12 protein-coding genes are annotated in these 12,427 nt (G+C 62.0%); 7 read left to right on the top strand and 5 right to left on the bottom strand.

Translation table 11 applies throughout. The features are described from left to right. Positions 1-67 precede the first annotated feature (67 nt). From AC5RUU_RS15220 to AC5RUU_RS15195, 6 genes are all read left to right on the top strand, one after another. A complete protein-coding gene (locus tag AC5RUU_RS15220; protein ID WP_493976033.1) occupies positions 68-1,684 on the top strand; it encodes an ABC transporter permease subunit in 1,617 nt (538 codons plus the stop codon). Beyond that, positions 1,684-2,613, top strand: a complete 930-nt coding sequence (locus tag AC5RUU_RS15215) for a sugar ABC transporter permease (RefSeq protein ID WP_493976032.1) — start codon at positions 1,684-1,686, stop codon at positions 2,611-2,613. The genes AC5RUU_RS15220 and AC5RUU_RS15215 overlap by 1 nt, the downstream gene beginning before the upstream one ends. Beyond that, positions 2,610-4,463 carry a glycoside hydrolase family 13 protein gene (locus tag AC5RUU_RS15210; protein ID WP_493976031.1) on the top strand — a complete coding sequence of 618 codons (1,854 nt, stop codon included), beginning with the start codon at positions 2,610-2,612 and terminating at the stop codon, positions 4,461-4,463. The genes AC5RUU_RS15215 and AC5RUU_RS15210 overlap by 4 nt, the downstream gene beginning before the upstream one ends. Next, entirely contained in the window at positions 4,460-6,190 is a 1,731-nt protein-coding gene (locus AC5RUU_RS15205; protein ID WP_493976030.1) for a glycoside hydrolase family 13 protein, read from the top strand. The genes AC5RUU_RS15210 and AC5RUU_RS15205 overlap by 4 nt, the downstream gene beginning before the upstream one ends. Positions 6,191-6,586: 396 nt before the next feature. Next, positions 6,587-7,372 carry a hypothetical protein gene (locus AC5RUU_RS15200; protein ID WP_493976029.1) on the top strand — a complete coding sequence of 262 codons (786 nt, stop codon included), beginning with the start codon at positions 6,587-6,589 and terminating at the stop codon, positions 7,370-7,372. A gap of 83 nt (positions 7,373-7,455) precedes the next feature. Continuing rightward, the gene (locus AC5RUU_RS15195) at positions 7,456-7,581 is read left to right on the top strand and encodes a hypothetical protein (RefSeq protein ID WP_493976028.1); all 126 of its coding nucleotides are present in this window, start codon (positions 7,456-7,458) and stop codon (positions 7,579-7,581) included. A 36-nt stretch (positions 7,582-7,617) separates the two neighbouring features. On the opposite strand, the gene AC5RUU_RS15190 is transcribed toward AC5RUU_RS15195, so the two are convergent. From AC5RUU_RS15190 to AC5RUU_RS15170, 5 genes are all read right to left on the bottom strand, one after another. Then, entirely contained in the window at positions 7,618-7,836 is a 219-nt protein-coding gene (locus tag AC5RUU_RS15190) for a hypothetical protein (RefSeq protein WP_493976027.1), read from the bottom strand. A 55-nt stretch (positions 7,837-7,891) separates the two neighbouring features. Beyond that, on the bottom strand, positions 7,892-8,161 hold the full coding sequence (locus tag AC5RUU_RS15185; RefSeq protein ID WP_493976026.1) for a hypothetical protein: 270 nt from the start codon (positions 8,159-8,161) through the stop codon (positions 7,892-7,894). Between the two features lie 177 nt (positions 8,162-8,338). Then, complete coding sequence (locus AC5RUU_RS15180) at positions 8,339-9,412, bottom strand: hypothetical protein (protein WP_493976025.1); 1,074 nt, start codon at positions 9,410-9,412, stop codon at positions 8,339-8,341. Positions 9,413-9,554: 142 nt separating this feature from the next. Next, complete coding sequence (locus AC5RUU_RS15175; protein ID WP_493976024.1) at positions 9,555-9,917, bottom strand: hypothetical protein; 363 nt, start codon at positions 9,915-9,917, stop codon at positions 9,555-9,557. 627 nt (positions 9,918-10,544) lie between these two features. After that, positions 10,545-11,153 carry a hypothetical protein gene (locus AC5RUU_RS15170; RefSeq protein WP_493976023.1) on the bottom strand — a complete coding sequence of 203 codons (609 nt, stop codon included), beginning with the start codon at positions 11,151-11,153 and terminating at the stop codon, positions 10,545-10,547. A 492-nt stretch (positions 11,154-11,645) separates the two neighbouring features. On the opposite strand from AC5RUU_RS15170, the gene AC5RUU_RS15165 reads away from it, so the two are divergent. After that, positions 11,646-12,410 carry a hypothetical protein gene (locus AC5RUU_RS15165; protein WP_493976022.1) on the top strand — a complete coding sequence of 255 codons (765 nt, stop codon included), beginning with the start codon at positions 11,646-11,648 and terminating at the stop codon, positions 12,408-12,410. The last annotated feature ends 17 nt before the right edge of the window (positions 12,411-12,427 follow it).

Here is a 12,427-nt window from a genome sequence, read left to right as displayed (position 1 = left end):
GGGGGCCGATGCACATGTCTTCGGCCCCCAGGGCCCTGCTGCCCGGATTGGAATCCAGGAGAACCCCATGATCGAAACACTCAAGCGCCTGCAGCGCCCCTCGTCGCCCGCACCGGAAACGTCCGGCACAGGCCGTGAACGCACCACCTCACCGGTGGCACTCTTCGCCAAAATCCTTGCGCTGGGCACCGTAGTCGGCTCAGCGGCTGCCCTCACCCCTGCCCTCATCGCTACCGGGCGGTGGGGATTCCTCGCAGCAATCTGGGTCGTCGCCGGGGTCCTGCTACTGACTTACATCACCGGTCGTGGGGTGCCGGCCAAGTATCTGGTGCCCGGCACACTCCTTCTGGTGGTCTTCCTGGTGTATCCCATCGTGATGACGTTCCAGATGTCGACGACGAACTTTGGTGATGGAACGAGGACGTCAAAAGAAGAAACCGTCTCTCAAATCATCGGCGCTTCGGTGGTCCAGAGCCCTGACTCCCCGCGTTACAACCTCTCGGTAGCCACAGAAGGGAACCCCACCACGGGGCCGTTCGCTTTTCTCCTTGTTGAGCCCAAAAGCGGAGAAGTGTTCCTCGGTACTCCTGATGACGGGCTTCAGGAGCTTGACCCGGCAGACGTTACCGTTGCCGGCGGGTTCGTCACCGAGGCGGATGGTTACGAGCTCCTGACGCCGCAGCAGGTCAACAGCGCGAGCGAAGAGCTCAAGGAATTTGCGGTACCCACGGATCGTGGTGCCATCCGTCAGTTGGGCATCCGCCAGGCGTTCGAGGGCGCTTCGCCGCTCAAGTACGACGAGGCGCGCGGCGTCATCGCCAACACGGCCACCGGTGTGGATTACACCCCGGTCCGGCAAGGCGACAGGGAATACTTCGTTGACGCAGAGGGTAAGCGGTTGTCCGACCAGTCCTGGCTGGCCAATGTGGGCTTTTCGAACTATCTGCGCGTCTTTTCGGACACCAGGATCAGCGGGGATTTCCTGCAGATCTTCGCCTGGACGTTCATCTTCGCAACAGTGTCCGTAGCAGGAACGTTCCTGCTCGGGCTGGGGCTGGCTACCGCGCTTAACGATCCGCGGATCAAGGGACAACGCTTCTACCGGGCCATCCTCATCCTGCCCTACGCGATCCCGGGATTTATCGCCTTGTTGGTCTGGTCCAGCTTCTGGAACAAGGACTTCGGCCTCATCAACAGCGCCCTGGGCCTGGACTTGAACTGGCTCGGTGACCCCTTCTTGGCGAAGGCAGCCATCCTGATGACCAATTTCTGGATGGGGTTCCCTTACATGTTCCTGGTCTGCACCGGGGCCCTCCAGGCCATCCCGGCCGACCTTAAGGAGGCCTCCCGGATCGACGGCGCCAGCGGGTTCCTGGGCTTCCGGAAGATCACGTTCCCGCTGCTCCTGGTGACTGTTGCCCCGTTGCTGGTGTCGACATTCGCCTTCAACTTCAACAACTTCAACGCCATCTATCTGCTGACAGAGGGCGGACCGTTCGATCCCGCGAACCCGACGGCGGGAGCAACTGACATCCTGATCAGCTACACCTACCGTCTGGCCTTCGGCGGGCAGGGCGCACAGCTTGGTTTTGCCGCGGCCGTGTCCGTGTTGCTGTTCGTTGTCACCGGCATCATCGCCGCCATTCAGTTCCGTTTCACCCGCACCCTGGAAGAGGTGAACTGATGTCGTCTTCCCAGACACGTCTCGCTGAAGTACCGGTTCAGGAGCCGCACCGTACCCCCGCATCCCGGCGCAGGCACCATCGAAGCCGATGGTTTGCCGAAGTGGGGTGGCGCCACCTCGTGGCAATTGCTGCGGTGTTCATAGCCCTGTTCCCCGTTTTGTTCATTGTCTCGGCGGCGCTGAACCCGCTGGGCACCGTGGCCTCCACCAGCCTGATTCCCCGTGAAGTGAGCCTGGTGCATTTCCAGGCCCTCTTCACGGACCCCAACCGGCCTTACCTTCGGTGGTTCGCCAACACGCTGATCATCAGTACAGTGGTCACGCTGGGGCAGATCCTGTGCAGCGCCCTCGCCGCCTACGCCTTCTCCCGGTTCCGCTTCAGCGGCCGGCGGATCGGCTTGCTCAGCCTGCTCCTCATCCAAATGTTCCCCCAGTTCCTCGCTGTCGTGGCGTTGTACCTGATGTTCACTGCCATCGGTGAGGTCATTCCCCAGCTCGGCCTGAACACCCTCCTGGGTTACGGACTCCTGCTCATGGGCGGGGCGCTCTCGCAGGTGTGGCTGATCAAGGGATTCTTCGATTCGGTGCCGAAGGAACTGGACGAGGCGGCCACCATGGACGGGGCGGGCCACGCCACGGTGTTCTTCCGGGTCATCTTTCCGCTGATAACGCCGATCCTTGCAGTCACCGGCCTGTTGTCCTTCATCGGTGTGCTGGGCGAATTCGTCCTGGCATCAATCTTCCTCACCGATAACGACGTCAAGACCCTGGCCGTCGGCCTGTACGCCACCATCGACGCCGACCGGTCGGGCAACCTGGGCGTCTTCGCCGCAGGAGCCCTCCTGACCAGCCTGCCCGTGGTGCTGCTGTTCCAATTCCTGCAGAAGTTCATCACCGGGGGACTCACCGCCGGGGCGGTCAAGGGATGAGCACAACACAGCTCTGGGACCAGCCGCACCATGACGGCTCGGCGATGTACGTTTCCAACCCCAACCCTGAACTGGGGGAAACAGTCACGGTGTTCCTTCGGGTTCCCCGGTCCAGCGGCGTGACCAAGGCCTTGCTCCGCGTGTGCATCGACGGCGAACAGGCCCTCGTGGCGGCGGGCGTTGATCGGGAAGACGGCAATGAAGTCTGGCTGCGCGCCGATTTCCCCATGGAGAACCCAATTGTGAACTACCGGTGGCTGCTCGACGGCCCGCCCAGCGGTTACCAGTGGTTGAACGGAACCGGCCTGCACACCGGTGACGTCACGGATGCCAGCGACTTCCGTATCACCGCGTACGCCCCGCCGCCTGCCTGGGCGAACAGTGCAGTTCTGTACCAGATTTTTCCGGACAGGTTCGCAAAATCCATCGACCGGCCGGCACCCGACTGGGCCATCCCCGAGGACTGGGGAAACAAGGTCATCGGACGCGGACCCGAGACCCCCTACCAGTACTTCGGCGGAGACCTCGACGGAATCACCGCCCGCCTCGGGCACATTGCATCCTTGGGGGTGGACACTGTCTACCTGACGCCGATCTTCCCCGCACGGTCGAACCACCGGTATGACGCGTCCAGTTTCGAACAGGTGGATCCGTTGCTTGGCGGCGACCAGGCGCTGCAACGACTGTCCGGCGCTTTGCATGCCCGGGGCATGCGCCTGCTGGGCGACCTGACCACCAACCATTGCGGGGACGCCCACGAGTGGTTCAAAACCGCGGTTGCAGATCCGGACAGCGTCGAAGCAGGATTCTTCCTCTTCACCAACCACCCTGACGAGTACGTGTGCTGGTTCGGGCACAAGTCCCTTCCCAAGTTCAACCACGCCAACCCGGAACTGCGCCGGCGCCTCTACGAGGGCAAGGAATCCGTGGTGGCCCGCTGGCTGGGGCCGGAGGGGTTTGACGGGTGGCGCATCGACGTCGCCAATATGACCGGACGGCACGGGACCACCGACCTGAACCACATGGTGTCCACCACCCTCCGCCGCACCATGGCCGAAACCGATCCTGACGCGCTGCTGCTGGCTGAACACAGCCACGATGCATCCCGTGACCTGCAGGTGGATGGCTGGCACGGCGTGATGAACTATGCCGGTTTCACCCGCCCGGTATGGCAATGGCTCAAGCCGGCAGCCCCCGTTCCGTTCGAGGAGGGGCCGTTTGTTGCCATTCCGCGGCTCTCCGGGACGGACATTGTGGGCTCCATGCGTGCCTTCGCGGCGGCCGCCCCCTGGCGGGCCACTGCGCACGCCCTGAACCTGGTGGGTTCCCACGACACCTTCCGGATCAGCACCATGCTCGGTGACCCGCGCCTCGTCACGGTGGCCTTTGGCCTGCTGGCCACCATGCCCGGCATCCCGATGTTGTGGGCGGGAGATGAGATCGGGCAGGAGGGCGAAAACGGTGAAGACGGCAGGCGCCCCTTCCCCTGGGACAACCCTGGCGAATGGGACCATGACCGGCTCGCCGCCACCCGTGCCCTTTTCCAGGCGCGGAAGCAGTCCGAAGCCCTCCGGCACGGAGGACTGCGGTGGCTCACCATCGGCGAGGACGCCTTCACGTTCCTGCGTGAATCGCCCCATGAAACGGTCCTGGTCCACGCAGCCCGGGCGGACCACGCCGCCATCAAGATGCCCGCCCGAGTCGCCGGCGCCCACCTTCGCGGCCTGGCAGGAACCCCGGACATCCACGCAGATGCCGGGGGAATGATTACCCTGCCCAGCCACGGGCCCGGCCTTGCCATGTGGCGCTGTGAAGCGCCAGCCACAGGATTCGAAAGGAACCATCCATGACTGTGCCCTCCCACTCGCGGTCGAAGACCCTCCAGCTTTCCCCGGCCCACGACTGGTGGCGCCAGGCGTCCGTGTACCAGATCTACCCGCGCAGCTTCCATGACAGCAATGGGGACGGACTGGGCGACCTGCCCGGTATCACTGCCAAGGTGCCCTACCTGAGGCAGCTGGGCGTCGACGCCGTCTGGCTGAGCCCCTTCTATCCCTCCGCGCTCGCCGACGGAGGATACGACGTCGACGACTACCGCAATGTGGACCCCCGGCTGGGCACCCTGGAGGACTTCGACGAGATGGCTGCGGCGCTGCACGAAGCAGGCATCAAGCTGATTGTGGACATCGTTCCCAACCATTCCTCCGACCGGCACGAATGGTTCCGTGAGGCGCTGGCTTCCCCCGCCGGATCACCGGCCCGGGACCGCTACATCTTCCGCGACGGGCTGGGACCCGACGGAGCCGAGCCGCCGTCGGACTGGCAGTCGATCTTCGGCGGTTCCGCCTGGGAGCGGGTCACGGAACCGGACGGTTCCCCCGGACAGTGGTACCTCCACCTGTTCGCCAAGGAGCAGCCCGACTTCAACTGGGACAACCAGGAGGTCCGGGAAGACTTCCTCACCACCCTCCGGTTCTGGGCCGACCGCGGTGTTGACGGGTTCCGCGTGGACGTGGCGCATGGCCTGACCAAGCACCTTCCCGAGACCCTGCCCGCTGAGCTAGAGATGCCGGGCATGGCCTCGGAACACGGGCAGCACCTGTTCTGGGACCGGGACGAGGTCCATGACATCTATGCCCAGTGGCGGCAGGTGTTCAACGAATACGATCCACCGCGGATGGCCGTAGCCGAGGCGTGGGTCCACCCGTCCCGGCGGGCCCGCTACGCCAGCCCGGAAGGCCTTGGGCAGGCCTTCAACTTCGATCTCCTGACGGCGGACTTCGATGCGGCGGACTTCCGCTCGTCCATCACCAGGAACCTCGCCGAAGCTGACGCCACCGGGGCCTCTTCCACCTGGGTGTTCTCCAACCACGACGTGGTCCGCCACCCCACCCGCTACGGGCTCTCTGCAGCGCCGACGCCTGCGGCGGCCGCGGAAGCGGAGACGGGCACGCCGATGGCAGGCGGAGCACATGATGGCAAGGCGTGGCTGCTGGCCGGCGCGCCGGAGCACGAACTCGACCGGGACCTTGGACTCGCCCGTGCAAAGGCCGCCACGCTGCTGATGCTGGCCCTTCCCGGATCCGCCTATCTGTACCAGGGGGAGGAACTGGGGCTGCATGAGGTGACGGACATCCCGGATGAGCACCGCCAGGATCCCGCATTTTTCCGCAACCCGGGCGTGGACATCGGGCGGGACGGCTGCCGTGTGCCGCTTCCCTGGGACGCCGGTCACACCGCGTTCGGCTTCAGCGCCACCGGGGCGCACCTGCCCCAGCCGGAGTGGTTCGGCATGGTGGCAGCAGGAGTGCAGGAGACGAACCCCCGGTCTACCCTGAACCTCTACCGGAAAGCCCTGTGGCTCCGCGGGATTCTGCAGGGGCCGGAGGACCTGCAGTGGATTGAGGAAGATGACCCGCAGGTCCTTCACTTCGCCCGTCCGCAGGGCTGGCACAGCGTCACCAACTTCGGCGACAAGCCGGTGCCGCTCCCCGCCGGCCTGGTGCTTTTATCCAGTGGCGTCCTTCCCCAGGACGGAACGTTGCCGCCTGCCACAACCGTCTGGCTCACCCGCTAATTGGGCAACCCTCTCTCACCTGCTGGGGTCTCCTGGAGTTACCGGATGCACACTGCCGCGGCAGCACCGCCGGCGGGACTTCATTAGGGAAGTGATAGAGGGAGGCGCAAAAAGCTGCGGGAGCTGATAGAGCGTTGGGATGCTGGGTTGGAAAGCGGCGGATTCGTAGGCACCCAGGCACCTACGCTTGCAGCGCCTGGTTAGTTGGATACCGCGGCCTTCGCCACTTGGGAGGCCGGCGGTGATGTGACCAGGGACGTCCGACGGCGGCACTTGCGTGAGTGCCGCCGCCGCTGATCGTGAGGGGCATCTGCTGGCGAACCACATCGCCGCGGGCCGTAGACTCGGGTCATGTCAGCTCTTGGGGGGATGCCGGCTCGGCACGCAGGAATGTTCATGGTTGCGGCCGTTCTGGCCATGTCGCTGGCGGGGTGTGAGTACAGCGGCCCGGATGAACGGCCGGCCCCGTCATCCCCGCCGCCTGTAACGCCACAGGCCCGGTCCTTCGAGGACAACGCCAATGAAGTGGCGCGTTTGCTTGAGGCTTCACCTGGGGCCCCCGGCATGCCGTCCGAGGCTGAACCCGCGGGGAAACTGTCCCTGGACCTGGCGCCCGGCGACTACCTGGTCACCGGCGCCTGTGCAGGGGTTTACGGGGCCAAGCTCACCGTAGTCAAGGCTGACGGCGTCCCGGAGGCGGCCAGCTTCGAGTGCGACTCCACGCTGGACAGGTTTGTCAGACACGACGGCGGGCCGCTCACCATCAGCGCGGTTCCGCCAACGGGCAGGCCAGCCGCAACGGGGGTCAAGGTGCAGACCAACCTTGACCCCAGGGCATCGGAGCTGGAGGACCTCTCAGAGTGGGCAGGGCAGCAGCTGCAACCACGCTTGCCCGGCGAGCTGCGGGGAACGAGCAGCGGGAACACAACCACCACCGCCAGCCTGTCGGCCCAACCGGGCCAGTACGAACTGCACTTCGTCTGTGCCGGATTACCGACGGCTGAGCTGTCCGTCTCCACGTGGAAGGGAGCAGAAGTCCTCGCCCCCGTGCAGGTCCTTTGCGGCGGGAGCGTGTTCAAAGCGCCGGTGCTGCTGCCCACCGAGGGGGCCGACCTCACGGTGGGACCCGGTGGCCTGGACAGCCGGTTCGCGTACCGGCTCGTCCCCACAGGCCAGCCCTGACTCTCTTCATCCAGGGCGGCCAGCCCCCCGCGATTAGTTGTCGTCTCCGGGGCAACAAACTGCTGCAGCCTTAGGCTTGGTCCATGTCTACTGATGATGAGAAGGACCCGCCCGTGCCCGCTGACGTTGAAGGTAAGATCCCGAAAAAGGTTCACGACAAGCCAGGTGCGGATGATGGTGATGCGCGGGCCGATGAACCTCATGACTAACTAAGTCGTCATCCCGGCCGGGCCCGGATGTCACGGTCACCCGGGTCGGTCGTGGTCGTCCAGCACGGTGCTGCCGCCAGCCCACTTCGCGCCGCACTTCGGGCACTCGATGTAGCAGTCGTCGCTCCCGGGGAACTCGATCATTCGGCCCACGTTCTCGCCGCTAGACGGGCACCATGCCTTCATGTCCTCTTCCTTTTGGAGGATCGCCTGTTGAATCTTCAGGAAGTCGAGGTCGTTACCGTCTCTGCTCATGTACGCGATCCTAGGCAGAGTGACCGACATCAAGCATCCGGAACCTATGGGTTAGCTACCCCGCCGCCGCCGCTTTCGTCGCCTGGGACGCCTTCATCCACTCGCTCAACCAGGGGGCGCGGACGCTGGACGTGATCCGGCAGTCGGCCACTATGGTTCCCCTGGCGCCGGCGTCGATCCAGTCCTGCAGTGCGGAAAGGTCCGACAGTGAGCGGATAATCGTCGACTCGGAACCAAGCACCCGGGCGACCCCGCTGAAATCCACTTCGGGGATCAGCATGGGCTTTTGGTTGGCGTTGAAGACTCCGACCGCTGTACGGGGCACGGAAAATCCCTGGCACCAGAAATGTGTCAGGGATTTTCTATGCCCGCTAGTTGCAGCATCGGAGAAGTACGACAGCGGCGCACATTGGGTGCGGCCGATAAGGCGAGCTTGACATGCTTAGACAGATTCGCGGGAACCTGGAAAGTCCTGCACCGCACAGCGGCGCCGGCTGAAGCCCTACTTAAGGGTCGCCGACCAGTTTCCATCTGCCGTGACCTGGTAGAAGCCCGGTGACCAGACAACAGTTCCCGTGTAGGCGCCGATCTCGTTGATTAGTAGATCCGTACGCGTGCCGTACGTTTTTACTGCGATGTTCGACGACCCGTCGTGAATGAACGTGGCAGCCTTGGCGGCGCCCGTGTACGCAAAGACGTCGTCGCCTCTGCCTGTCATGGGAGCAGTGCCGTCAAAGGACCGCACGCTCGTCAGCGGCACAAGCTTAACGGTCCATGTCCCGTCCGCGGTTATTTTGAGGGCCGTAGTCTCACCCCGGCTGCTGCGAACATCGAACAGTACCGTGCCGCTGTAGTTTCCAATTGTGTTAACAAGAAGGTCAGTGGTGTCCAAGGTGGCGTCGAGAGTCTGAACGGCGAAGTTGCTCCAGCCCGCGTGAGTGATGACAGCCACCTGGGGGCCTGTGCCGTGCTTGGTGATAGTGAGGACATCAGCACCGGCGCCGGAGTACTCCTTTGGCGCTTTGGCCGCCGCTTCTGCTGCCTCGGCAGCGGCTTTTGCCGCTGCTTCACCGGCTGCCTTCTTGGCGGCGGCCTCGGCGGCTGCCTTGGCATCTGCTTCCTTCTTGGCCTTGTTGCCCTGATAGGAGGAATACTGTGTCTTGCACTTGTCCAAGACTTTGGCTTCCGCAGCCTTGTATGCCTCGCGATCCAAATCCTTCTGGTCACTCTCACCCAACTCCTTGAGCGGATGGGCCAAGTCAAGAATCAGGGGCTTCATTGTGTCATTGGCGGTATTGGCTGCATATTCGAGATCGCCTGCATTTATCTTGGCTAGCGTGCGTTGGGACTTATCTACGTCGGCAAGCAGGTTGGCCACGAACGTCGAGGCACGGATCAGACGACTTTCGTCGCCCTTGTCCAGGAGCTGGTTGCAGGTCTGGTTGGTGTCGTAGACCCCGGCCCTGCCCGTAGCGGACGGTGATGCGGTTCCGGAAGAGCCTGCGTCGGATCCTCCGCCGCAGGCCGTCAAGGCAAGGACGACGGCGGCCGCAGCCGCTGAAGCGAGTTTGTTCATTTTTCCCCAATTGTTTATTCAAATTTGCCGAGGCCCCCGACAGGATGATTGACCTGGTAGTCAGCATTCCGCCGCCGATAGGCGGTCAACGCCAGCGGCTTTACTTCGGTCTCGCAGCCTTACCCTCAGGGGGCGGTAAGACTTAGGCTCCGTAGGGCTTCCAGCGCGCCAAAGTTGATTCGAGGCTGGGCGCAGCCAAGCTGTACTCCAGCCGCGCTTGCCGGCAGGCATCGGATACCGTCGACTGGGAGTCGCAAGCGTCGTTCACCCTGATTGCAGCTAAGACTTCGGCCTTGGCTTTCGTGTCTGAAACTAGACTGTCCAACTCAGTTGGATAAGGTGCCAACTCTGACAGCTCTCTAACTAGGATCTGTGCACGAATTGCGTGCGTCTGTTTGCCGATGGAGCAAGACAGGGCTGCAATGTTGTCAGTAAATGCTTTGGGGTTACCTTCCGCGTTGTATTCATACAGGCGGCAGTCTTCATCCAAGTCAATCTGTTTCACGTTTGTATTGTGCTCCGCCACTACAGAAGCTAACTGCTGCGGGGTGGACGTTTTCACTTTGGTTGCGGTAGGCGTTGAACTTGATGTCACCGGTGCAGGGGAAGTCGCAGAAACTTGGTTTCCGCATCCCGTTCCGCAAAGACCCACTGCCAGTAGTACCCCAATAAGCACATGTGCGCTTCTCAACACGCGACCCCCGATCTTGAATAACTTTGAGTGTGATAGACAGCAGCGCGATAAGGTGCCGCCGACGTTTATCCCAAGGAGATCGAAGTATGGCCCGTGCCCTTCCTGCGATTGCAGTTTAGATATAGGCGCCGCTTGAAGAGCGCCAGACGGGAGGATTTGAAATTTTCTTAGAGAAAGCTTGGCTATATCTTGATGGAAACTTGATCTAAGACGTCATACTTTGGGGGTACGGGATTGGACGGTGGCCTACCGAGCGGCGACAATGCCCGGGCCTGCCGCACGGGGCTGTCAGGCTATGCAAGCGTGGCGAGGGCCTCAGGGACTGGCTGCAGCGGAGCTTATCGCAGCCGTGCGACGGACCACCGGAAAGCCGTTTTAAGCAGATGCACGCCAGGGCGTTTCTTTCACCCTGGCGTGCGCTTACTTGAAGCGGTCGCGTTACTTTGTGTCGGAAGAAGATCCTGAGCACGATGCCATAGCAGCCGTACCGGAGCCGCTATTTTTGGAAACGCTCGTACCGTCGACCAGGATTTCGCAGGTGACTGACGTGTCAGCGGTGAAGTCGCCCGTCACGCTCAGGGTGCTGAAGCTGAGCCCCGATGCCGTCACTTCCTTCTTCCAGTCAGCCGAGATGTCTTCGTTTGAAGATCCATCACCGTTCCAGTACGTGACCTTGGCAGGGCCTGTAGTCGTGACGACGTACTCGATCTTGTGTTCCTTGTTCAACGCCTCGTCCACGCTGTTCGCGGCCGCACTAATCATCGCGGTGACAACGATGGCAATGATGACAGCGACCGCGCCCAAGATTAGGCCAGCAATGGAGGTGCCCTTCTTGGTGAACTTACGGGTCAGGCCAATCACACCAAAGATCAATGCGAGCGGGCCCAGAATGAAAGCTATGAAACCCACAATAGGAATGATTGCGAAGACCACGGCGACAATGCCGAGGACCAACGCTGCGGTTCCGAATCCATTACCCTTCAGCGGCTGATTGTAGCCGGGTCCCGAGGGAGCTTGGGCAACGGGTGGGGAATACGGTTCACTCATGACTGTCCTTTGTTTGATGCGGTACCTAAATGATGCCGCTGTCAACCAATTTAGGTGGAGTGGCAAGTCGAGCTCGTTTCCCCCAAGCAACGGCGATCTCAGTGTATGTAAGTTTTGGGTATATGTCCGGCACTCTGACAAATGTGGCTAAATTGTGTCGATTTACCCAGTGTGGACAAGTGAGCGGGGAGCCAAATTTGATCGAACCCTGCTGAAAAGCTGGGGCAATTTGGTGGTTGCAGATGACTGAAGCGGTATATGCTCCCGAAATGGGCTGGGATGGAGCTCATTCAGGCTCGTTCAGGGGGATACGTGAAAGTCTATAACTCGCCGAAAAATTGGCCGTCGCCGCCTGCGGGTTGGCAGCCCCACAAGGACTGGCGTCCAGATCCTGTCTGGGGTCCAGCTCCTCCGGGGCATGAATTTTGGATTGATGCTCCGGACACGATCCCCTCACCGGAACCGCGTGCAAGGACGTTAACGGTCACAGCATTGGTGCTTGCTGCCGTAGCTCTGGTGATGTGTTGGATCCCGATCCTCAACATATTGAGTCTCCTCCTTGCGCTCAGCGCCGTAGTCCTGGCAATCATCGACCTGGTGGCTGCACGTCGCGCCGGAACGGCGTGGCAAGGTATGACCGTTACCGCCCTTGCTATCGGAGGGGCGTCCGTACTCGGATCCGTTTTGTTCTTAACGGCGTACTCGTCAACGTCCAAGGAAGGCACTAGTCCAAGTACTGCCGCGGAGACCAAAGGTTCGGTGTCGGCGGGGGCTGACGCGACACCGTCAGCAACTCGCATTCCTGAAGCAACTGCGGCACTGGACGGCACAGCTGAGAAACCGTACCCGCTTGGGACGTCAGCCCTCGTGGGTAACGAATACCAGGTTCAAGTTCTTGGGGTCAAACTTGATGCGACTGAAGAGGTCGTCGCCAACAATATGTTCAACGATGCACCCGAGGGAAGGTACATCCTCGTCGACCTTGCTGTCACGTACGCAGGGGCTGATGAAGGAAATCCCTGGGTCGACTTGTCCCCGACCTTCGTTGGCACAGATGCCAGACAGTACGATGCCGGCTCTTGCGGGGCATCTCTCGACAATGGGGCAATGAATGTCCCAACGCTTGAAAAGGGCGGCGCAGCAAGCTACCAAGTCTGCATGGACGTTCCAGTTGGGGCGATAGAGGGTGGCAAGATTTTCATTCAGAAGAGCATGTCTATGAATAGCAAAGCCAGGATCTACTGGGGATTGAAGTAGCGCTGCAATGGGGGACC

It is taken from the genome of Arthrobacter sp. K4-10C, from assembly GCF_059090085.1.
Note: the sequence above shows the minus strand (reverse complement) of the source record. Positions and strands in the feature narration are given on the sequence as shown.

What these genes read in the sequence shown, in the direction of transcription:
- AC5RUU_RS15200 (WP_493976029.1), top strand. Translation starts at nt 6,587, where the DNA reads ATGGTTGCGGCCGTTCTGGCCATGTCGCTGGCGGGGTGTGAGTACAGC.
- AC5RUU_RS15215 (WP_493976032.1), top strand. Translation starts at nt 1,684, where the DNA reads ATGTCGTCTTCCCAGACACGTCTCGCTGAAGTACCGGTTCAGGAGCCG.
- AC5RUU_RS15220 (WP_493976033.1), top strand. Translation starts at nt 68, where the DNA reads ATGATCGAAACACTCAAGCGCCTGCAGCGCCCCTCGTCGCCCGCACCG.
- AC5RUU_RS15170 (WP_493976023.1), bottom strand. Translation starts at nt 11,153, where the DNA reads ATGAGTGAACCGTATTCCCCACCCGTTGCCCAAGCTCCCTCGGGACCC.
- AC5RUU_RS15205 (WP_493976030.1), top strand. Translation starts at nt 4,460, where the DNA reads ATGACTGTGCCCTCCCACTCGCGGTCGAAGACCCTCCAGCTTTCCCCG.
- AC5RUU_RS15190 (WP_493976027.1), bottom strand. Translation starts at nt 7,836, where the DNA reads ATGAGCAGAGACGGTAACGACCTCGACTTCCTGAAGATTCAACAGGCG.
- AC5RUU_RS15195 (WP_493976028.1), top strand. Translation starts at nt 7,456, where the DNA reads ATGTCTACTGATGATGAGAAGGACCCGCCCGTGCCCGCTGACGTTGAA.
- AC5RUU_RS15180 (WP_493976025.1), bottom strand. Translation starts at nt 9,412, where the DNA reads ATGAACAAACTCGCTTCAGCGGCTGCGGCCGCCGTCGTCCTTGCCTTG.
- AC5RUU_RS15210 (WP_493976031.1), top strand. Translation starts at nt 2,610, where the DNA reads ATGAGCACAACACAGCTCTGGGACCAGCCGCACCATGACGGCTCGGCG.